Source organism: Streptomyces sp. NPDC001744 (assembly GCF_042892575.1).
Taxonomy (GTDB): Bacteria; Actinomycetota; Actinomycetes; order Streptomycetales; family Streptomycetaceae; genus Streptomyces.
Genome location: NZ_JBIAUG010000002.1, coordinates 251,443 through 272,084, shown reverse-complemented (window position 1 = coordinate 272,084; position 20,642 = coordinate 251,443). Strand labels below are relative to the sequence as shown.

Annotated in this window: 19 protein-coding genes; 2 read left to right on the top strand and 17 right to left on the bottom strand. The window is 73.4% G+C overall.

From position 1 onward, the window contains the following. Window positions 1-134: 134 nt before the first annotated feature. The 12 genes from gatB to ACFYZY_RS03665 all read right to left on the bottom strand — a co-directional run bounded on the left by gatB (window position 135) and on the right by ACFYZY_RS03665 (window position 13,699). Window positions 135-1,646, bottom strand: coding sequence for an Asp-tRNA(Asn)/Glu-tRNA(Gln) amidotransferase subunit GatB (gatB, locus tag ACFYZY_RS03720; RefSeq protein WP_388689141.1), 1,512 nt, complete (start codon window positions 1,644-1,646; stop codon window positions 135-137). Between the two features lie 16 nt (window positions 1,647-1,662). Then, window positions 1,663-1,896, bottom strand: coding sequence for a hypothetical protein (locus tag ACFYZY_RS03715; protein ID WP_388689367.1), 234 nt, complete (start codon window positions 1,894-1,896; stop codon window positions 1,663-1,665). 5 nt (window positions 1,897-1,901) lie between these two features. After that, window positions 1,902-3,401 (bottom strand): Asp-tRNA(Asn)/Glu-tRNA(Gln) amidotransferase subunit GatA, encoded by a 1,500-nt coding sequence (gatA, locus tag ACFYZY_RS03710; RefSeq protein ID WP_388689139.1) that lies wholly within the window; start codon window positions 3,399-3,401, stop codon window positions 1,902-1,904. A 6-nt stretch (window positions 3,402-3,407) separates the two neighbouring features. Continuing rightward, the gene (gene gatC, locus ACFYZY_RS03705) at window positions 3,408-3,704 is read right to left on the bottom strand and encodes an Asp-tRNA(Asn)/Glu-tRNA(Gln) amidotransferase subunit GatC (RefSeq protein ID WP_030218541.1); all 297 of its coding nucleotides are present in this window, start codon (window positions 3,702-3,704) and stop codon (window positions 3,408-3,410) included. An 87-nt stretch (window positions 3,705-3,791) separates the two neighbouring features. Next, entirely contained in the window at window positions 3,792-5,960 is a 2,169-nt protein-coding gene (locus tag ACFYZY_RS03700) for a putative bifunctional diguanylate cyclase/phosphodiesterase (protein ID WP_388689138.1), read from the bottom strand. Between the two features lie 290 nt (window positions 5,961-6,250). Next, the gene (gene ligA, locus ACFYZY_RS03695) at window positions 6,251-8,431 is read right to left on the bottom strand and encodes an NAD-dependent DNA ligase LigA (protein ID WP_388689136.1); all 2,181 of its coding nucleotides are present in this window, start codon (window positions 8,429-8,431) and stop codon (window positions 6,251-6,253) included. Between the two features lie 32 nt (window positions 8,432-8,463). Continuing rightward, window positions 8,464-9,465: a methionine synthase gene (locus tag ACFYZY_RS03690; protein WP_388689135.1), complete on the bottom strand. Its 1,002-nt coding sequence runs from the start codon at window positions 9,463-9,465 to the stop codon at window positions 8,464-8,466. Continuing rightward, window positions 9,462-10,166 (bottom strand): SDR family oxidoreductase, encoded by a 705-nt coding sequence (locus tag ACFYZY_RS03685; RefSeq protein WP_388689134.1) that lies wholly within the window; start codon window positions 10,164-10,166, stop codon window positions 9,462-9,464. Before ACFYZY_RS03685 ends, ACFYZY_RS03690 begins: the two co-directional genes overlap by 4 nt. A 14-nt stretch (window positions 10,167-10,180) precedes the next feature. Next, a complete protein-coding gene (locus ACFYZY_RS03680) occupies window positions 10,181-10,747 on the bottom strand; it encodes a hypothetical protein (protein WP_388689133.1) in 567 nt (188 codons plus the stop codon). Continuing rightward, on the bottom strand, window positions 10,744-12,552 hold the full coding sequence (locus ACFYZY_RS03675; protein ID WP_388689132.1) for an alpha/beta hydrolase: 1,809 nt from the start codon (window positions 12,550-12,552) through the stop codon (window positions 10,744-10,746). Before ACFYZY_RS03675 ends, ACFYZY_RS03680 begins: the two co-directional genes overlap by 4 nt. Next, entirely contained in the window at window positions 12,549-12,983 is a 435-nt protein-coding gene (locus ACFYZY_RS03670; protein ID WP_388689130.1) for a hypothetical protein, read from the bottom strand. Before ACFYZY_RS03670 ends, ACFYZY_RS03675 begins: the two co-directional genes overlap by 4 nt. Before the next feature lie 182 nt (window positions 12,984-13,165). After that, on the bottom strand, window positions 13,166-13,699 hold the full coding sequence (locus ACFYZY_RS03665; protein ID WP_388689129.1) for a TIGR00730 family Rossman fold protein: 534 nt from the start codon (window positions 13,697-13,699) through the stop codon (window positions 13,166-13,168). 97 nt (window positions 13,700-13,796) lie between these two features. Here ACFYZY_RS03665 and ACFYZY_RS03660 point away from each other — a divergent pair, with 97 nt between their 5' ends. Beyond that, window positions 13,797-14,465 carry an alpha/beta hydrolase gene (locus ACFYZY_RS03660; protein WP_388689127.1) on the top strand — a complete coding sequence of 223 codons (669 nt, stop codon included), beginning with the start codon at window positions 13,797-13,799 and terminating at the stop codon, window positions 14,463-14,465. 94 nt (window positions 14,466-14,559) lie between these two features. Here ACFYZY_RS03660 and mnmA read toward each other — a convergent pair whose 3' ends face one another. After that, entirely contained in the window at window positions 14,560-15,702 is a 1,143-nt protein-coding gene (mnmA, locus tag ACFYZY_RS03655; protein WP_388689126.1) for a tRNA 2-thiouridine(34) synthase MnmA, read from the bottom strand. Window positions 15,703-15,763: 61 nt separating this feature from the next. Here mnmA and ACFYZY_RS03650 point away from each other — a divergent pair, with 61 nt between their 5' ends. Further along, entirely contained in the window at window positions 15,764-16,450 is a 687-nt protein-coding gene (locus tag ACFYZY_RS03650; RefSeq protein ID WP_388689365.1) for an N-acetylmuramoyl-L-alanine amidase, read from the top strand. A gap of 31 nt (window positions 16,451-16,481) precedes the next feature. Here ACFYZY_RS03650 and ACFYZY_RS03645 read toward each other — a convergent pair whose 3' ends face one another. The 4 genes from ACFYZY_RS03645 to ACFYZY_RS03630 all read right to left on the bottom strand — a co-directional run bounded on the left by ACFYZY_RS03645 (window position 16,482) and on the right by ACFYZY_RS03630 (window position 20,638). Further along, on the bottom strand, window positions 16,482-17,645 hold the full coding sequence (locus tag ACFYZY_RS03645; protein WP_388689125.1) for a cysteine desulfurase family protein: 1,164 nt from the start codon (window positions 17,643-17,645) through the stop codon (window positions 16,482-16,484). Between the two features lie 92 nt (window positions 17,646-17,737). After that, window positions 17,738-18,601: a thioesterase family protein gene (locus tag ACFYZY_RS03640; RefSeq protein ID WP_388689124.1), complete on the bottom strand. Its 864-nt coding sequence runs from the start codon at window positions 18,599-18,601 to the stop codon at window positions 17,738-17,740. A 23-nt stretch (window positions 18,602-18,624) separates the two neighbouring features. Beyond that, window positions 18,625-19,302 (bottom strand): trimeric intracellular cation channel family protein, encoded by a 678-nt coding sequence (locus ACFYZY_RS03635; protein ID WP_388689122.1) that lies wholly within the window; start codon window positions 19,300-19,302, stop codon window positions 18,625-18,627. Between the two features lie 136 nt (window positions 19,303-19,438). Then, a complete protein-coding gene (locus ACFYZY_RS03630) occupies window positions 19,439-20,638 on the bottom strand; it encodes an ABC transporter ATP-binding protein (protein WP_388689363.1) in 1,200 nt (399 codons plus the stop codon). Window positions 20,639-20,642: the final 4 nt, after the last annotated feature.

The window sequence follows — 20,642 nt, the reverse complement described above, 5'->3', positions numbered from 1 at the left end:
CCGGACCGCGCGGAACGGCCCGCCCGCCGGAACGGGGCGCGCAGGCGCACCGCGCCGGAACCGCGGAACGACGCGGGGCGGCGCCCCGGTGCCGTCGCACCGGAACGCCGCCCCGCGGCCGTACGAGAGGGGGATCAGCCCTCGGAGACGCCCAGCTTCTCCAGGATCAGGTCCTTGACCCTCGCCGCGTCCGCCTGGCCGCGGGTGGCCTTCATGACCGCGCCGACCAGGGCGCCGACCGCCGCGACCTTGCCGCCGCGGATCTTGTCCGCGATCGCCGCGTTGCCCGCGATGGCCTCCTCGACCGCCGCGCCGAGCGCGCCGTCGTCGGAGACGACCTTCAGACCGCGCTTCTCGACGACCTCGTCCGGGGTGCCCTCGCCGGCGAGGACGCCCTCGATGACCTGGCGGGCCAGCTTGTCGTTGAGGTCGCCGGAGGCCACCAGGGCCGAGACCCGGGCCACGTCCGCCGGGGTGATCGGCAGCTCCTCCAGGGAGACGCCCCGCTCGTTGGCGTTGCGGGCCAGCTCGCCCATCCACCACTTGCGGGCCGAGGCCGCGTCCGCGCCCGCCTCGGCCGTGGCGACGATCGCGTCGACCGCGCCCGCGTTGAGGATGGCCTGCATCTCCACCTCGGAGACGCCCCACTCCTCGCGCAGCCGGTTGCGGCGCACGCGCGGCAGCTCGGGCAGGCCCTTCCGCAGCTCCTCGACCCACTCGCGGGAGGGGGCCACCGGCACCAGGTCCGGCTCGGGGAAGTAGCGGTAGTCCTCGGCGTTGTCCTTGATGCGGCCGGAGGTGGTGGTGCCGTCGTCCTCGTGGAAGTGACGGGTCTCCTGCACGATCGTCCCGCCGGAGGACAGGACGGCCGCGTGGCGCTGGATCTCGAAGCGCGCCGCGCGCTCCACCGAACGGAGCGAGTTGACGTTCTTCGTCTCCGAGCGGGTGCCGAAGGTCTTCGTGCCGTGCGGGCGCAGCGACAGGTTCACGTCGCAGCGCATCTGGCCCTTGTCCATGCGCGCCTCGGAGACGCCCAGGGCGCGGATCAGCTCGCGCAGCTCGGCGACGTACGCCTTGGCGACCTCGGGGGCCCGCTCGCCCGCGCCCTCGATGGGCTTGGTGACGATCTCGATGAGCGGGATGCCGGCCCGGTTGTAGTCGAGCAGCGAGTGCGAGGCGCCGTGGATGCGGCCCGTCGCGCCGCCGATGTGGGTGGACTTGCCGGTGTCCTCCTCCATGTGGGCGCGCTCGATCTCCACGCGGAAGACCTCGCCGTCCTCCAGCTGGACGTCCAGATAGCCGTTGAAGGCGATCGGCTCGTCGTACTGGGAGGTCTGGAAGTTCTTCGGCATGTCCGGATAGAAGTAGTTCTTCCGGGCGAAGCGGCACCACTCGGCGATCTCGCAGTTCAGCGCGAGGCCGATCTTGATCGCGGACTCGACGCCGATCGCGTTGACGACCGGGAGCGAGCCGGGCAGGCCGAGGCAGGTCGGGCAGGTCTGCGCGTTCGGCTCCGCGCCCAGCTCGGTCGAGCAGCCGCAGAACATCTTCGTCCGGGTGCCGAGTTCGACATGGACCTCCAGGCCCATGACGGGGTCGTACTCGGCGAGCGCCGCTTCGTACGACAGCAGTTCAGTGACAGTCACGGTGAGACTTTCCCTCTCAGCCCAGCAGGACGTCGTCGTCGCCCAGGCGCTTGAGCTCCCGGTAGAGGATCGCCAGGCCGGTGACGATGGCGGCGGCGGACACCGCGGCGTCGATCAGCCGCAGGGTGTCGCCGTCGTTGCGGGCCAGCTTCGCCTGCTTGGCGACGCTGACGGCGCCGAAGGCGGTGGTCGCCAGCGAGACGTAGACGCCGGTCTTCGACTTCTTGAAGTTCTTGGCCTTCTTTGCCATGGCACTCACAGCGACGGAGCCTCCTCGAGCAGCGGGTGGCCCCACTTTTCCACGAAGGCGGCCTCGACGGCGGCGCCGACCCTGTAAAGGCGGTCGTCCTTCATGGCGGGGGCGATGATCTGCAGACCGACCGGCAGGCCGTCCTCGGGCGCGAGGCCGCAGGGCAGCGACATGGCGGCATTGCCGGCCAGGTTGGTCGGGATGGTGCACAGGTCCGCGAGGTACATGGCCATCGGGTCGTCGGCGCGCTCGCCGATCGCGAAGGCGGTGGTGGGGGTCGTCGGGGAGACGATCACGTCCACCTGCTCGAACGCCTTCTCGAACTCGCGGGTGATGAGGGTGCGGACCTTCTGGGCGGAGCCGTAGTACGCGTCGTAGTAGCCGGAGCTGAGCGCGTACGTGCCGAGGATGATCCGGCGCTTGACCTCGTCGCCGAAGCCGGCCTCGCGGGTGAGGGCGGTGACGTCCTCGGCGGACCGGGTGCCGTCGTCGCCGACCCGCAGGCCGTAGCGCATGGCGTCGAAGCGGGCCAGGTTGGAGGAGCACTCGGACGGCGCGATCAGGTAGTACGCCGAGAGGGCCAGGTCGAAGGTCGGGCAGTCCACCTCGACGACCTCGGCGCCCAGCGACTTCAGCAGCTCGACGGACTCGTCGAAGCGCTGCACGACGCCGGCCTGGTAGCCCTCGCCGCGGAACTGCTTGACGACGCCGACGCGCATGCCGGCGACCGAGCCGTTGCGGGCGGCCTCGACGACCGGCGGGACCGGGGCGTCGATGGAGGTGGAGTCGAGCGGGTCGTGCCCGGCGATCGCCTCGTGCAGCAGGGCCGCGTCCAGGACCGTGCGGGCGCAGGGGCCGCCCTGGTCGAGGGAGGAGGAGAAGGCCACCATGCCGTAGCGGGAGACCGCGCCGTAGGTCGGCTTGACGCCGACGGTGCCGGTGACGGCGGCGGGCTGGCGGATGGAGCCGCCGGTGTCCGTGCCGATGGCGAGGGGGGCCTCGTACGCGGCGAGGGCGGCCGACGAACCGCCGCCGGAGCCGCCGGGGATCCGGGTGAGGTCCCAGGGGTTGCCGGTCGGGCCGTAGGCGCTGTTCTCGGTGGAGGAGCCCATCGCGAACTCGTCCATGTTGGTCTTGCCGAGGATGACGACGTCGGCGGCCTTCAGGTTCCTGACCAGGGTCGCGTCGTACGGGGGGATCCAGCCCTCCAGCATCTTCGAGCCCACGGTCGTCGGGATGCCGGCGGTGGTGAAGATGTCCTTGAGCGCGAGCGGCACGCCCGCGAGCGGGCCGAGCTTCTCGCCCCGCGCGCGCTTCTCGTCCACGGCGCGGGCCTGGGCCAGGGCGCCCTCGCGGTCCACGTGCAGGAAGGCGTGGACCTTCTCGTCCACGGCCTCGATGCGGGCGAGGTGGGCCTCGGTGACCTCGACGGCGGTCAGCTCGCCGGCGGCGATCTTCCCGGCGATCTCGGCCGCGGTGAGCTTGATGATGGTGTGGTCCGTCATGGCTTCTTAGTCCTCCCCCAGGATCTGCGGCACCTTGAAACGCTGCTGCTCCTGGGCCGGGGCGCCGGAGAGCGCCTGCTCGGGGGTGAGTGACGGACGGACCTCGTCCGCGCGCATGACGTTGGTCAGCGGCAGCGGGTGGGAGGTCGGGGGTACGTCTTGGTCGGCGACCTCGGAGACGCGGGCGACCGCGCCGATGATGTCGTCGAGCTGGCCGGCGAAGTGATCGAGTTCTTCGCTCCGCAGCTCCAGACGCGCCAGCCGGGCGAGGTGGGCGACCTCCTCGCGCGTGATGCCAGGCATGCGGTTCCTCACGGGATGAGCTTGATGGTGTGGGCCCATCCTAGGGGGCCGGTGCCCCGGCCCGTGAAACGGTTTCGCCGGGCCGGGTCAGCCCCGGGGGACGACCTGGCCCGAAGGGCGGTCCAGGTCGGTCGGGGCCGCGAGGTCGGCGGGGCGGTGCCAGCCGTGCTCGCCGCGGGCCAGGAGCCAGGCGGTCGCCTCGTCCGGCGGCATGGCGGCGGCGACCAGCCAGCCCTGGACGGCGTCGCAGCCCAGGTCCCGCAGCCGCTCCCAGGTCTCGTCGTCCTCGACGCCCTCGGCGACGACGAGGAGGCCCAGGGAGTGGGCGAGGTCGACGGTGCAGCGGACGATCTCGGCGTCCTCGGTGTCGATAGCGAGCCGGGCGACGAAGGAACGGTCGATCTTCAGTTCGCTGACCGGCAGCCGGCGCAGGTGGACGAGGGAGGAGTAGCCGGTGCCGAAGTCGTCGAGGGACATCTTCACGCCGTGGCCGGTGAGGGCGTTGAGCGTGTCGGCGGCCCGCTGCGGGTCCTCCAGGAGGACGTGCTCCGTTATCTCCAGCTGGAGGGAGCCGGCCGGGACGCCGTGGCGGGCGAGCCGGGCGGCGACGGCGCCCGCGAAGCCGGGGGTGTGGACGTCGCGCGGGGAGACGTTGACGGCGACCGGGACGTCGAGGCCCTGGGCGCGCCAGCGGGCGACCTGGGCGAGGGCGGTCTCCAGGACGTACTCGGTGAGGTGCGGCATCAGGCCGGAGGACTCGGCGATGGCGATGAACTCGTCCGGCGGAACCTTTCCGCGCTCGGGGTGGACCCAGCGGACGAGCGCCTCCAGGCCCGCGACCTGACCGTCGAAGCGGACCTTGGGCTGGTAGTGGAGCTGGACCTCGTGGGCGTCGAGGGCGCGGCGCAGGTCGCCGAGGAGGCCGAGCCGGTCGGGGGTGTTGGAGTCGCGCTTGGACTCGTAGACCTCGACGCCGGTGCGGTCCCGCTTGGCCTGGTACATGGCGACGTCGGCGCGGCGCAGCAGGCCCTCGGCGTCGAGGGCGTGGTCGGGGAAGACGGCGACGCCGGCGCTGGCCTCCAGGACGAGGGTGAGCCCGTCGAGGTCGAGCGGGGAGGAGAGTTCGGCGACGAGGTGGCGGGCGACGCGCTGGGCGCTGGTGGTGGAGTCGGTGGCGGGCAGCAGGACGGCGAACTCGTCGCCGCCGAGCCGGGCGGCCTCGGCGCCGCGGGGCAGGGCGCGCCGGAGCCGGTCGGAGATCTGGAGGAGGAGCCGGTCGCCGGCGAGGTGCCCGAGGGTGTCGTTGACCGAGCGGAAGCGGTCGAGGTCGATGAGGACGAGGGCGGCGCGGGCGCCCTCCCCCTCGGCGTCCTCCAGGGCGGTCCAGGCCCGTTCCAGGAGCCACTGGCGGTTGGGCAGCCCGGTCAGCGGGTCGCGCAGTTGCTCCTCGGCACGGGCGCGGGCGATCCAGAGGGTGGAGTCGAGGGCGATGAGGGGGACGGCGAAGAGCGGCAGCAGGACCGGGCGGGTGGCGGTGACGACGCAGATGAGCGGGGCGATGCCGAGGAGGGCGACGGCGACGAGGCCCTGCCGGAGGAGGGCGGTGCGGGCGACGGTGGGCAGTCCGCCCTTCTGGGGGGCGAGCGTGTACCACAGGAGGGACCGGGTCACCACGAGGTAGGTGGTCGCGGCGACCACGATTTCCGGCAGGTCCCCGATCGTCCAGTCGAGGGGCCGCCAGGGCGTCCCCACGGTCGGTACGTCGCCGAAGAGGGCGAGGACGAGGGCGGCGGCGCCGATGCCGAGGACGTCGGCGGCGGCGTGCAGCAGGCTCTGGCGCCACCGGTGGTGGCGGGCGGCGCCGACGAGGACGACCACGGTCAGCGAGACGAGTCCGGCGGGCACCCAGCCGTACAGCAGGAGGACGGCGAGGGTGAGGGCGGCGCCGGAGCCGGTGCCGCCCCACCAGCGGTCGCGGCCGAGGGCGACCAGGTGGCCGACGACGAGGCCGGTGAGGAGGGCGAGGGACCAGCCGGCGACCCCGCCGGGGAAGAGTCCGTGCCCGGGGCTCAGGGCCCGCTGCAGTCCCGCGGCGAGCACGACGGCGGCGATGCCCACCACGGCCGCGGGCAGCCGGGACGTGGAGCCCTGCGGGACCGCGCGGCCGTGCGGCCGTGGGACCGGGGCGGCGCTCTCGGTCGGTTCCATTTCCGTCCCTCTCACAGGCGGCGGTGCCGTCGGTGTGCGATGGGTCACGGCCGTCCGTCGGGCGGCCGTCCGTCGTCCGGCCGTCCGTCGCGGGGCCGCCGTCCGGCGGCCTTTCCCGGTGCCACGGGGCCGTGTTGTCCCGGTTGTCCTGACGCCACGACCGGCAGAGCCCTCGCGCGGCCGCGCAGGACGAGACGCACGGTCACCACACTAGGCCGCCGAGGGCCCCGACGGGCAGCGCTCTCCTTGTCTTGCCCGAATGAGACCCGGTCACCCGTCACGATCTGGTATGCGCCGAACGAGTGAAGTCTCCCGCGCCCGCGGGAGACGTCCGGGGATCACTCGGGGGCGGGCACCGCGGCCTCCCGCGCCGCCTCCGGCCCCTGTTCGAGCAGGACCGAGAAGCCTTCCTCGTCCAGAACCGGAACCTTCAGCTGCATGGCCTTGTCGTACTTCGAGCCAGGGTTTTCGCCTACCACGACGAAGCCGGTCTTCTTCGAAACGGAACCGGTCACCTTCGCTCCGAGCCGCTGGAGCGACTCTTTTGCGCCATCCCTGGTGAACTTCTCCAGGGTGCCGGTCACCACGACGGTCAGCCCCTCCAGCGGACGCGGCCCCTCGTCCTCGCCGGCGCCCTCGTCCTCCAGGGTGACCCCGGCGGCCCGCCACCTGCGCACGATCTCGCGGTGCCACTCCTCGGAGAACCACTGCTTCACCGCCGCCGCGATGATCCCGCCGACCCCGTCGACGGCCGCCAGCTCCTCCTCGCTCGCCTGCTCGATCCGCTCCAGGGAGCGGAACTCACGGGCGAGCGCCTCGGCCGCGACCGGCCCCACGTGCCGGATCGAGAGCCCGTTGATGAACCGGGCCAGCGGCCGGGTCTTCGCCTCCTCGATGTTCTTCAGCATCGCCAGGGCGTTCTTCTTCGGCTCGCCCTTCTGGTTGGCGAAGACGGTGACGATCTTCTCCTCGCCGGTCTTCGGGTCCCGCTTGGGCAGCCCGCTGCTCGGGTCGAGGACGTACGCCTTGATCGGCAGCAGCCGCTCGATGGTGAGGTCGAAGAGGCCGCCCTCGTCGTCGAGGGGCGGCTCGGCCGGCTCCAGGGGCCGGGTGAGGGCCGCCGCGGCCACCATCCCGAAGTGCTCGATGTCCAGGCACTGCCGTCCGGCCAGGAAGAACAGCCGCTCGCGCAGCTGCGCCGGGCAGGTCCGGGCGTTCGGGCAGCGGAGGTCGATGTCGCCCTCCTTCATCGGCTTCAGCGGCGTCCCGCACTCCGGGCACTCGGACGGCATCACGAACTCCCGCTCGCTGCCGTCCCGCAGGTCCGCGACCGGCCCGAGGATCTCCGGGATGACGTCGCCGGCCTTGCGCAGCACGACCGTGTCGCCGATGAGGACGCCCTTGGCCTTCACCACCTCCTGGTTGTGGAGGGTGGCGAACTCGACCTCGGAACCGGCCACGGTCACCGGCTCCACCTGCGCGTACGGGGTGACGCGCCCGGTCCGGCCGACGCCGACCTTGATGTCGACCAGCCTGGTGTTGACCTCCTCCGGGGCGTACTTCCAGGCGATCGCCCAGCGCGGGGCGCGGGCCGTGGAGCCGAGCCGGCCCTGGAGCGGGATCTCGTCCAGCTTGACGACGACGCCGTCGATCTCGTGCTCGACGGAGTGCCGGTTCTCCCCGAAGTACGCGATGAACTCCCGCACCTCGTCGAGCGTCTTCACCACCCTGTTGTGCCGGGCGGTGGGCAGGCCCCACTCGTGGAGCAGTCCGTACGCCTCCGAGAGCCGGGCGATGTCGAAGCCCTCGCGGGCGCCGATGCCGTGCACCACCATGTGGAGCGGGCGGGAGGCGGTGACCTTCGGGTCCTTCTGGCGGAGCGAACCGGCGGCCGCGTTGCGCGGGTTGGCGAAGGGCTTGTCGCCGGCCTCGACCAGGCGGGCGTTGAGCCCCTGGAACGCCTCCATCGGGAAGTAGACCTCGCCGCGGATCTCCACGAGCGCCGGAACCCGGTCGCCGCGCAGCCGCTCCGGGATGTCGGCGATCGTCCGCACGTTGGGCGTGATGTCCTCGCCGGTGCGGCCGTCGCCGCGGGTCGCGGCCCGGGTCAGCCACCCGTGCTCGTACGTGAGGTTCACGGCCAGGCCGTCGACCTTCAGCTCGCACAGGAAGTGGTGGTCCGGGGTGCCGACGTCCCGGGCGACCCGCTCGGCCCAGGCGGCCAGCTCCTCGTCGTCGAAGGCGTTGTCGAGGGAGAGCATCCGCTCGCGGTGCTCGACGGCGGTGAACTCGGTCTCGTACTGGCCCGCGACCTTCTGGGTCGGGGAGTCCGGCGTCCGCAGCTCCGGGTGCTCCTCCTCCAGCGCCTCCAGGGAGCGCAGGAGCCCGTCGAACTCGCCGTCGCTGACGACCGGCTGGTCCTTCACGTAGTACCGGAAGCGGTGCTCCTCGATCTCCCGCGCCAGCTCGGCGTGCTTCTCCCGCGCCCCGGCGGGCGGGGCCCCCTCGTCGACTGCCACCTTCGTCCGTCCTCCCGTGTCTCGAAGCCCGGTCACTCCGGGTTGTCCGCGAGCGACTTCGCCGCCCGGACGCAGTGGGCGAGCGCCGCGCGCGCGTAGGCCGGCGAGGCGCCCGCCAGCCCGCACGCGGGGGTGACGACCACGGACTCCGCGAGGGTCCCCGGATTCAGCCCCAGCCTGCGCCACAGCGTCCTGACACCCACGACGCTACCCCCAGGGTCCGACAACGGGCCGTCGGTGGACGGCACCACACCGGCCAGGAGCTTCGTGCCGCCCTCCACGGCCTCCCCGATCACCTCCTCGTCACGTTCGGTGAGCAGTCCGAAGTCGAACGAGATCCCGGCGACGCCGGCCCGCCGCAGCAGCGCGAAGGGCACGTCGGGGGCGCAGGAGTGGACGACCACCGGCCCGTCGTGGACGGCCATCACCTCCCGCAGGGCGCTCTCCACCGTCTGCCGGTCCACGGCCCGGTAGGTGCGGTAGCCGCTGGCGGTGCGGACCTCGCCGCGCAGGACGGCGGTGAGCGAGGGTTCGTCGAGCTGGAGGACCGGCCGGGCGCCGGGGACGCGCCTGCGCAGCTCCGCCAGGTGGTGGCGGAGTCCTTCCACGAGCGAGCCGGTCAGGTCGCGGCAGGCGCCCGCGTCGCCGAGGGCGGCCTCGCCGCCGCGCAGTTCCAGGGCGGCCGCGAGCGTCCAGGGACCCACGACCTGCACCTTGAGCGGGCCCTCGTACCCCTGGGTGAACTCCTCCAGGGCGTCGAGGTCCTCGCCGAGCCAGGAGCGGGCCCGCCTGGTGTCGCGGCCGGGGCGGTCGCTGATCCGCCAGCCGCTCGGCTCCACGTGCGCGTAGAGCTCGACGAGCATCCCGATCGTCCGGCCGATCATGTCGGCGCCGGGGCCCCGGGCGGGCAGCTCGGGGAGGAACGGGAAGTCCTCGAAGGAGCCGGTGGCGGCCCTGGCGGCCTCGCGGGCGTCACCGCCGGGCAGGGAGCCGACGCCGGTGGCGGGTCCGAAGAGCTTCGTGTCGTCGTTCATGCCTGTCGCCCCGGGCGAACGGTGAGGTCGTTGATCTCCGCGTCGCGCGGCAGGTCGATCGCGGTGACGATCGCCGTGGCGACGGACTCGGGGTCGATCCACCGCGACGGGTCGTACTCCTTGCCCTCCTGCTGGTGCACCTTCGCCTGCATGGGGCTCGCGGTGCGGCCCGGGTAGACCGAGGTGACCCGGACGCCGTTGGCGTGCTCCTCGTGGCGCAGGGAGTCCGCCAGGGCCCTGAGGCCGTGCTTGGAGGCGGCGTAAGCGGCCCACTCGGCGTGCGCGTTGAGCCCGGCACCCGAGTTCACGAAGACGACGTGGCCCTGGGAGACCCGGAGCTGGGGCAGGAAGTGACGGGTCAGCTCGGCCGGGGCGACCAGGTTGACGTTGAGCTGGTGGTGCCAGGTCTTCGGGGTGAGGTCCCCGATCGGGGCGAGGTCCACGACGCCCGCGACGTGCAGCAGGCCGTCCACCCGCTCGGGCAGGCTCTGGTGCGAGAACGCCCAGGACAGCCGGTCCGGGTCGGCCAGGTCCCCGACGAGCGTCCGGGCCCCGGGGAACCGCGCCGCGAGCTCCTTGGCCCGCCCCGCGTCGCGCGCGTGGAGCACGAGCTCGTCCCCGCGCGCGTGGAGGCGGCGGGCGACGGCCGCGCCGATGCCGGAACCGGCTCCGGTGATCACATGTGTAGCCATGGGAGCCATGCTCCCACCTGCGGTCAGGCGGAGGGGGCGGGGGCGGGAGTCGTGGCGGACCAGAAGGCGGAGCGGACGTGGGGGGTGGGGATCTTCCCATAGGGGTGGGCGGGACCGTTGGGCGCGCCGACGGGATCGGCGACCTCGGCCTTCTGAACGCAGGGAGTGGTGACGTCGAAGAACGCCTGGCCCTTGTAGCCGACTTCTACGCTCATCATGAAACCGTCCGACGTCCGGGCGAAGATGGCCGGCATCTCACGGTCCTTGTTCACACCGGTGATCTCGTAGCCGGACTTCTTCCAGGATCGCTCGACCACTCCGAGGAAGTTCCCACGTCGCTGCTCGGAGATGACGGTCGTCACGGTCCGGCGCCGCGTCACCGTGCAGCTTCCACTGGTCCAGGTGTCGTGCGCCCACTGGACCTCGGGGACGACCGCACCCAGTGTCGCGTCCAGCATCGCGTCCGCCCGCTCCGCCGCTTCCTGCATGTTCATGTCCGCCCTCGTTTCTCGACCACCCTGGCCTCCGCACCCGGCGATCAGCATGCCCGTCAGAAGCGCGGTGACGATCACCCGCGTCGGCCGCTTCATCGGTAGTCCTCCGTGGTGATCCTGCCGGGTTGCCCGGCGACGATCCTGGCGATGTTCTTCGCCGACTCAGGGTCCAGTTCCGGCGTGAAGTACTGGGAGTGGGCGTCGAAGCCACCGCCGTCCACGACCATCCCCGGCCCCTCGTCGACCTTGAAGCGACGGGCGCCGAACGCCTCGCTCGCCGGGTCCTTGCCGAAGTACACGTCGTCGTCGCCGGCGTCGAAGAGGTCGCGGGCGGGCAGCACGCCCAGCGGACCTCCCAGGGCCCAGCCCAGCGCCGCCTCGTCCTTCGTCGGCAGGTGGGTGACCGGGTCGTTGTCGGCGGCGCCGACGAAGACGTGTTCCCTGCCCACTCCCAGGTCCTGCGCCTTCTCCGCCCCCACTCCGGGGCTGCCGAGCAGGATGACGTCGTCCACGCCGGGGATGCCGCCGGACTGCTTGGCGGCCGTACCGACGGTGAGGGATCCGTAGGAGTGCCCGATCGCCGTCACGTGCGGATCCCGGTTCTCGTTGGTCGCCGAGAGACCCGCCATGAACCGGTTGTACGCGGGAGCGCCCCGCTCGGCGTCGCCCTTGCCCATGACGTCCACGTGCTGTGGGGCGTCGTACCCGAGCCAGACGATCGAGGCGCTGGACGGATCGATCCTCCGGGTGCCCTTGGCGGTGTCCTGGGCCCGCTTCATCGTGTCCTCGACGAACTCGCCGTTGAGCTTGGTGCCCAGCCCCGGCACGTACGCCGAAACGTTCTTCGCAGTGTCCGGGTTGCCGTAGGACACGATCGCGCGCCCGTTCCCCTCGTCGCCGATGCCGAGCAGGAACATGGGCGGTTCGTTCGGCTTGCTCAGCCTGTCCTGGAGCATGCGGAGGGCGTCGAGCCTGGTCCGCGCGTCGTCGCCGCCCCGGCGGGCCAGGTCGTCCATCAGGATCGGCAGGTAGGCGCGATTCGCCTCGTCGCGGGCGACCGCCGGGATGCCGTCCAGGCCGCCGATCAGGTCGGGCGCGATCTCCAGGTACTCCTGGCGCTGCTCGTCGGTCAGGCCGTCCCACCACTTCTTGCGCTCGGCGGGACTCCTGTCCTCGGGAACGTCCTCGCCGAGGTACGCGCCGGTCCGGCCGCGGACGTCGGCGGTGTCCCGGGCGACGTCCTTCAGGGTGACCTCGGTGACGTCGAGGCCCTTCTCCGCCCGCAGACCGCTCAGTGTCCTGGCGTACCGGGCGTCGATCTCCCCGGCGGAGCGCACCGCGCGGGCGATCCGGTCCGCCACGTCCTGCGCCTTGGCCGCGTTCGGGTTGAACGGCGTGAAGCCCCGGTGGCCCGGGTACAACGGCGACGGCCCGCCGGCGCCGAAGCCCGGCGGTTCCAGCGGGAGGCGGGAGCTGCCCCGGACGCTGCTGCCCGGGGCCTCCCTCGTCGCGCCGGTGAGGTCCTCGACCCGGGCCGCCGGGTAGCTCACGGAACCGTCCTCGTGGACGGTGAAGTTCAGCGCGGCGGCCTCCGCGAGGGCCTGCTTCACCTGGTTCTGCGGTTCGGCGAGATCCGCGGCGAGGCCGTTGAGCGCCGTGCGGACGAGGCCGCACTCGCTGTGCAGGTACCGGAAATTGCGGCTCAGGCGCCGGAGCCCGCCGAGGGCCGCCTCCGCCGACTCGCTCTCCTGGGTCTCGCGGAGCTTCGCGGACATCGCCCGGTCGACCCGTACACGAGCGGAGTCCGAACGGTTCGACACCTCGTGCCAGGCGTCTCCCGCCTCGGTCAGCCCGGAGGTCCTGAGGTCGCGCAGCAGTTGCCAGGTGAGGGTTCCGGTCATCGCCGCCCACCGGTCCCGGCTCCGCCGTGGACGCCCTTGAAGGACTTCTCGATCGCGGTCTCGGTCTCGCCCATCTGCCCGGCGACCGCGAGCAGGGCGCCTTCGAGCCGCTCGCACTCGTCCCGTACCGCCCGGAGGCGTTCCTCCCAGGACGTCCGCACGCTCTTGAGCGCCGCGACGGAGGTGAGGCCGACGGCTCCCGCCTCCACGCCCTCGTGGGCGGGGCCGAGGGCGGCCCGGCTCGTCTCGGTGCCGGTGCGAAGATCGCCCGCGGTGGCGGAGGCGCTGGTCCACGGGCCTCCGTCGTGCTTGAGCCGGTCGTTCGCTCCCCCGCCGGTCCCCGGTTCCGGGGCCGCCGAGGCGAGGTTCATGACGGCCGCCTCACCGTCGACCGGGCCGAACAGCTCCTGCCAGCGCTCCGACAACGACACCGCTTCCCCCATCCGATGCGCGGACCGCTTCCGCTCCCCCGACGCTAGTACGAGAGGCAGCCGCGTACGCAATCGCGAAGGCGATTCGGACACAAGAATCGCGCCGTCACGTAGCAGCCGCCCTCACGGACCGCAAGAGCACGTGTGCGTAATTCGCTCGGGCAATCGATGGGGCGTCCCCTTCACCGCAGGCTCGTCTCCAGGTAGGTCAGGGCCGCCCGGCCGTCGTCCGCGAAGAAGGCGAGGTCCGCGAGGGGGATCGGCAGGAAGCCCTCCTCCTCCATGCGCCGGAACTGGGTCTTGAGCCCGTCGTAGAAACCGGCCGTGTTGAGGAGGACCACCGGCTTGCGGTGCTTGCCGTGCTTCTTCAGCTCCAGGATCTCGGTGGCCTCGTCCAGGGTGCCGGTGCCGCCGACCATGACGACGATCGCGTCGCACTTGGCGAGGAGCAGCGCCTTGCGCTGTGCGAGGTCCCCGGCGACGACCATCTCGTCGGCGTTCGGGCGGGCCTTGTGGGCGAGGAAGTCGACGGAGACGCCGACGAGCCGCCCGCCCGCCTCCTGGACGCCGTCCGCGACGACCTTCATCAGGCCGGTGTCGGAACCGCCCCAGACGAGGGTGTGGCCGGCCTTGCCGAGCAGGGTCGCGAACTCGCGGGCCGGGGTCGTGTACCGCTCGTCCAGGTTCGCCGCGGAGAGGAAGACGCAGATGTTCATGGCCCTACGGTAGGCCCTGACCTGCGGCTTCCGGGACGCTCCGGAAAACGTTCCGCGGCGGCGATGAGTCGGGGCGGCCGGTCCGGTCTGCCCTGCCATGGACGAGGTGAGCAGGATCAGGGGACGCGTCACGTCGCGGGACGGGACGCCGGTCGCGTACGAGCGGTACGGGGACGGGGGCGGGCCGCCGCTCGTCCTGGTGGCCGGGGCCCGGGGGACGGCCGAGAGCGGGCGGCCGCTCGCCGGGCTCCTCGCCCGGCACTTCTCCGTCGTGGTGTACGACCGCCGGGAGCGCGGGCCGTACGCCGTGGAGCGGGAGATCGAGGACCTGGCGGCGGTCCTGGCGGCGGCGGGGCCGGGCGCGGCCGTGCACGGGACGGGCACGGGGGGCGCGCTGGCGCTCGCCGCCGCGGCGGCCGGGCTGCCGGTGGAGGCGGTGTCGGTGTACGAACCGCCGGCGCACGAGCCGTACGCGCGGGAGGGCGGCCCGTGGCCCCGTGCGTCCGCGCGGGCCGCGCGGGCCGCCGTACAGACCACGCACGCGCCCGCGTACGGCCTCGCCGGGGTCCGCGCGCGGGTCCTGGTGGTGGACGGGGGCGCGAGCCCCGCGGAGGTCCGGCGCGCGGCCCGTGCCCTGGCGGCGGCCCTCCCCCGGGCCCGGCACCGCACCCTGACGGGCCAGACGCACGAGGTGGCCCCGCACGTCCTGGCCCCGGTCCTGGAGGGGTTCTTCTCCGGGGAGCGGGAGACGGCCGGGATCCCGTAGGTCCTGCCCGGCGGGGCTCGGGGCGGCCGGAACCCCGGCCGTCCGGCGTCGGGCCGCCGGGGCCCCGGGCGCCCGACGCCGGACGGCCGGGGCGTCAGGCGGTGGCGGGCGCCGTCCGCCGTGCCGTCGTCGCGATCGTCGCCGAGCCGACCACGCGCGTGCCGTCGTACAGCACGATCGCCTGGCCCGGGGCCACGCCCCTGACCGGCTCGTCGAAGGTGACCTTCAGCGTGCCGTCCTCCATCGCCGCGCTCACCCCCGTCTCGCCGCCGTGGGCGCGGAGCTGGGCGGTGTAGCGGCCGGGGCCCTCGGGGGCCGCGCCGCACCAGCGGGGCCTGATCGCGGTGAGGGCGGTGACGTCGAGGGCCTCGGCGGGGCCGACCGTGACGGTGTTGTCCACGGGCGAGATGTCGAGGACGTAGCGGGGCTTGCCGTCCGGGGCCGGGTGGCCGATCCGCAGGCCCTTGCGCTGGCCGATGGTGAAGCCGTACGCGCCCTCGTGGGTGCCGACCTTCGTGCCCGCCTCGTCCACGATGTCGCCCTCCGCCTTCCCCAGGCGGGTGGCGAGGAAGCCCTGCGTGTCGCCGTCGGCGATGAAGCAGATGTCGTGGCTGTCGGGCTTCTTCGCGACCGCGAGCCCCCGCCGCTCGGCCTCCGCCCGGATCTCGTCCTTGGTGGTGAGGGTGTCGCCCAGCGGGAACATCGCGTGCGCGAGCTGCTTCTCGTCCAGGACGCCGAGGACGTACGACTGGTCCTTGGCCGTGTCGGAGGCGCGGTGCAGTTCGCGGGTGCCGTCCTCGTTGAGGACGACGGTGGCGTAGTGGCCGGTGCAGACCGCGTCGAAGCCGAGGGCGAGCGCCTTGTCGAGGAGCGCCGCGAACTTGATCTTCTCGTTGCAGCGCAGGCAGGGGTTGGGGGTGCGGCCGGCCTCGTACTCCGCGACGAAGTCGTCCACGACGTCCTCGCGGAACCGCTCGGCGAGGTCCCACACGTAGAAGGGGATGCCGATGACGTCGGCGGCCCGGCGCGCGTCGCGGGAGTCCTCGATCGTGCAGCAGCCGCGCGCTCCGGTGCGGAACGACTGCGGGTTCGCGGAGAGGGCGAGGTGGACGCCGGTGACGTCGTGGCCCGCCTCGGCGGCGCGGGCGGCGGCGACGGCGGAGTCCACTCCGCCCGACATGGCGGCGAGGACCCGGAGGGGGCGGGTGCGGGGGCGCGGGGGCGGGGTCTGAGTCATAGCCCCACCAGAGTACGTGGCGACGGGAACCGCGGTCGTGGCGGTGAGCGTTGTCCAGGACATGGGGAGCGAGGGAAACAGAGCGGTGGGCAGGCGGGCGGTGCTGCTCGGCGGCGGGGCCGCCGTGGTCGGTACGGCGGTGCTGGCCCGGGAGGAGCTGGCGCGCGCCTGGGCGCGGCTGCCGGGATCGCAGAGGAAGCGGACCGAGGGGGAGCTGGACCACGCGGGCGCCGAGTGGACGGCGGCGGCGCGGGCGAACTGGCGGCGGGCGGACCGGCCGGACGACTACACGGTCGACCGGGTCGTGATCCACGTCGTGCAGGGCAGTTACGCGTCCGCGCTGCGGGTCTTCAAGAACCCGGCGCACGGGGCCGCCGCGCACTACGTGGTCCGCGGGGACGGGCACGTGGCGCAGATGATCCGGGAGCTCGACGTGGCCTTCCACGCGGGGAACCGGAACATGAACGAGCGGAGCATCGGCATCGAGCACGAGGGCTTCGTGGACCGTCCGCAGGACTTCACGGCGGCGATGTACGAGGCGTCGGCGCGGCTGACGGCCGACATATGCGCCCGGTACGGGATGCCCGTGGACCGGGAGCACGTCATCGGGCACGTGGAGGTGGAGGGCACCGACCACACCGATCCCGGTCCGCACTGGGACTGGGACCGGTACCTGCGGCTGGTGCGGAGGGCGTCGGAGGAGCGGGCGGCGGCGCGGGCGCGCGAGGCGTCCCGGAAGCCCGCCTGAGCACCGGCCGGGGAGGGGCGGGCGCGCGGGGTCAGGTGAGGCCGGCGGTGCGGGCCCGCTCGACGGCCGGGCCGATCGCCCCGGCGACCGCCGCCACGTCCTCCCCGGTGGAGGTGTGGCCGAGGGAGAAGCGCAGGGTGCCCCGGGCCAGGTCGGGGTCGGCGCCGGTGGCGAGCAGGACGTGGCTGGGCTGGGCGATGCCGGCCGTGCAGGCGGAGCCGGTGGAGCAGGCGATGCCGGCCGCGTCGAGCAGCAGGAGCAGCGAGTCGCCCTCGCAGCCGGGGAAGGTGAAGTGGGCGTTGGCGGGGAGCCGGCCGACCGGGTCGCCGCCGAGGATCGCGTCGGGGACGGCCGCGCGGACGGCGGTGACGAGGTCGTCGCGGAGGGCGCCCACCTCGCGGGCGAACTCCTCGCACCGCTCGGCGGCGAGCCGGGCGGCGACGGCGAAGGCGGCGACGGCGGGGACGTCGAGGGTGCCGGAGCGGACGTGCCGCTCCTGGCCGCCGCCGTGCAGGACGGGCACGGGGGTGTGCTCGCGGCCCAGGAGCAGGGCGCCGATGCCGTAGGGGCCGCCGATCTTGTGACCGGAGACGGTCATGGCGGCGAGTCCGGAGGCGGCGAAGTCGACCGGGACCTGCCCCACGGCCTGGACGGCGTCGGCGTGCAGGGGGACGCCGAACTCGGCCGCGACGTCGGCGAGTTCGCGGACCGGCATGAGGGTGCCGATCTCGTTGTTGGCCCACATGACGGTGGCCAGGGCGACGGAGCCGGGGTCGCGGGCGACGGCTTCGCGCAGCGCTTCCGGGTGCACCCGGCCGTGGTGGTCGACGGGCAGGTACTCGACCCGGGCCCCCTCGTGGGCGGCGAGCCAGTCGACGGCGTCGAGGACGGCGTGGTGCTCGACCGGGCTGACCAGGACGCGGGTGCGGCGGGGGTCGGCGTCGCGCCGGGACCAGTAGAGGCCCTTCACGGCGAGGTTGTCGGCCTCGGTGCCGCCCGAGGTGAGGACGACCTCGCTCGGCCGGGCGCCGAGGGCGGCGGCGAGGGTCTCGCGCCCCTCCTCGACGGTCCGCCGGGCCCGCCGTCCGGCGGCGTGCAGGGAGGAGGCGTTGCCCGTGACGGCGAGGTGGGCGGTCATCGCCTCGATCGCCTCGGGCAGCATGGGCGTGGTCGCGGCGTGGTCGAGGTAAGCCATGGTGGGTCGATTCTACGAGCCCGCCGCGGCGCTCCCGGCGCGTGGCCGGTTCACGCCCCGCCCCGGTGCGGGGCGGGGCCGGTGGGGCTGCCTCAGCCGCGCGGGGCCCGGGCCAGCTGGCGGGACTGGGCGACCAGGCGGTCGGCGCTGTCCCAGACCTCGGCGTCCTCCTCCAGGAAGCCGCCGGCCAGGTTGCGGGTGGTGATGGAGACCCGCAGCGGGCCGGGGGCCGGACGGCAGCGGACGTGGGTGGTGAGCTCCACGGTCGGGGTCCAGCCCTTCAGCCCCAGCTCGAAGGAGGTCGGCGGGAGGGCGTCCACGGTGAGGAGCAGGGAGAGGGCGTCGGGCGCGCGGCCGTCGGCGAGGCCGAACCAGGCGCGCATCTCGCCCTTGCCGGAGGGGGCGCCGATCGCCCAGCCGACGCAGGAGGGGTCGAGGCGGATGTCGAGCCGCTCGGTGATGGCGGAGGAGCCGGGGAGGTCCGGGGCCGGGCCGTCGGAGGCGCCGAAGCAGTGCTCGACCGGGGCCATCGCCGGGGGCGTCGCGCTGGTGCGGACGTCGTCGGAGAGGGCGTCGAGGTCGCCGTACGAGGCGAGGACGCGGATGCGCTCGACCTCGGCGCCGTTCTCGTCGTGCTGGATGAGCGACGCCTGGCCGGTGGAGAGGGTCCGGCCGGTACGGACGGTTTCGGTCCGGATCACCGCGGGGCCGGGCACGGACGGCGTCAGGTAGTGCGCCGAGATCGTGAACGGGTCGGGGTGCGGGAGGTGGTGGCCGAGGGCGCGGCCGAGCAGGGCCAGGAGGTAGCCGCCGTTGACGGCGTGGATGATCGTCCAGCCGGCGGAGAGGTCGGCGTCGTAGACACCGGGTTCCCGGAGGGTGACGGCGGTGTCGCGGTCGAACTCGCTCGTCCCGGCGGACGGCGCGGCGGCGTTCGTCTCGGTGCTCGTGCTCATGGGTGCGACGGTACCGCAGGACGCTACTGAGCGGTAGCTTTCTCCGGCACCTCACGGGCGGTGGAACGGCGGTTCCAGGCGCGGGGCGCGCGCCAGTGGTAGCGCATCGCGAGGAGGCGGAGCGCGAAGGCCGTGAGGACGGCGGCGCCGCTCGTGAAGGCGTTGAGGGCGTCGAAGCGGATGCAGAGCACGACCGTCGTCGCGCCCACGATCGCCGGGACGGCGTACAGGTCCCGGTCCCAGCGCAGCAGGGAGGGCACCTCGTTGGCGAGCACGTCGCGCAGGACGCCGCCGCCCACGGCGGTGGCGAGCCCGAGGGCGGCCGAGGAGGTGAGGCCGAGGCCGTAGTCGTACGCCTTCGTCGTCCCCGTGACGCAGAAGAGGCCGAGGCCGGCGGCGTCGAACACGTTGACGGCGGCCTGGGTGCGCTCCACCACCGGATGGAGGAAGAAGACGAGGACCGTCGCGACCAGGGGCATGAGGAAGTAGCCGAGGTCGGTGAAGGCGGCGGGGGGTACGGCGCCGATGACCAGGTCGCGGAAGAGCCCGCCGCCGAGGGCGGTGACCTCGGCGAGGACGGCGATGCCGAAGACGTCGAAGTTCTTCCGGACGGCGAGGAGCGCGCCCGAGATGGCGAACACGAAGATGCCCACGAGGTCGAGGGCGTGCTGGACGGAGGGGGTGAACAGATTGTGGAGCACCGCCCAATTGTGCCGGTCGTGCCCGTGGGGTCCGGCGCCCGCCCCGTTCCCGTCCCGGGCGGCGGAGGCCCGGACTTCGCCGGGCCCCCGCACGCGGGAGGCCCCGGCGCCGTACGGCGGCGGGGCCTCCCGGGGCTCACGCCTCCGGCGCGTCGCCCTCGGCGGGGGACCCGGCGGTCCCGGCCGGCTCCGACGGCCCGGGGTCGGTCCCGGCCGGAGCGTCCGCCCCGGCGGGCGCCTTCGCCCCGGGCTCCGTCCCGGTCCCGGTCGCGGTCGCGGGCTCCGCTCCGGTCACGGTTCCGGGCTCCTTCTTCGTGATCTCCACCGACTCCCTCGCCCCCGGCACCGTCACGCCCTCGGCGTTCTCCGGGTGGTGGCAGGCCACGCGCTGCCCGGGACGGAGTTCCAGGAGCGGCGGCTCCTGGGTCCTGCAGAGGTCCGTGGCCTTCCAGCAGCGGGTGTGGAAGCGGCAGCCGGGGGGCGGGGCGATCGGGGAGGGGACGTCCCCGGTGAGGAGGATGCGGTCGCTCTTGACGCCCCGGCGGCGCGGGTCCGGCACCGGGACGGCGGACAGCAGGGCCCGGCTGTACGGGTGCATCGGGTTCTCGTACAGGGACTTGCGGTCCGCCAGCTCGACGATCTTGCCGAGGTACATCACGGCGATGCGGTCCGAGACGTGCCGCACGACCGACAGGTCGTGGGCGATGAACACGTAGGTGAGGCCCAGCTCGTCCTGGAGGTCGTCCAGGAGGTTGACCACCTGCGCCTGGATGGAGACGTCCAGGGCCGAGACCGGCTCGTCCGCCACGACCAGCTTCGGCTTGAGCGCGAGCGCGCGGGCGATGCCGATGCGCTGGCGCTGGCCGCCGGAGAACTCGTGCGGGTAGCGGTTGTAGTGCTCCGGGTTCAGGCCCACCAGGCCGAGGAGGCGCTGCACCTCCTTCTTCACGCCGCCCTCGGGCTCGACGCCCTGGAGCCGGAAGGGGGCCGAGACGATCGTGCCGACCGTGTGGCGCGGGTTCAGCGACCCGTACGGGTCCTGGAAGATCATCTGGATGTCCCGGCGGAAGGGACGCATCGCGCCCACCCCGAGGTGGGAGATGTCCTTGCCCTGGAACTCGACCGTGCCGCCGGTCGGTTCGAGGAGGCGGGTGATGAGCCGGCCCATCGTCGACTTGCCGCAGCCGGACTCGCCGACGATGCCCAGGGTCTCGCCGGGGTAGACCTCGAAGTCGAGGCCGTCGACCGCCTTGACGGCACCGGTCCGGCGCTGGAGGAGGCCCTTCCGGATGGGGAAGTGCTTCTGCAGGCCGGCGACCTTGAGCAGGGGTTCCATGGTC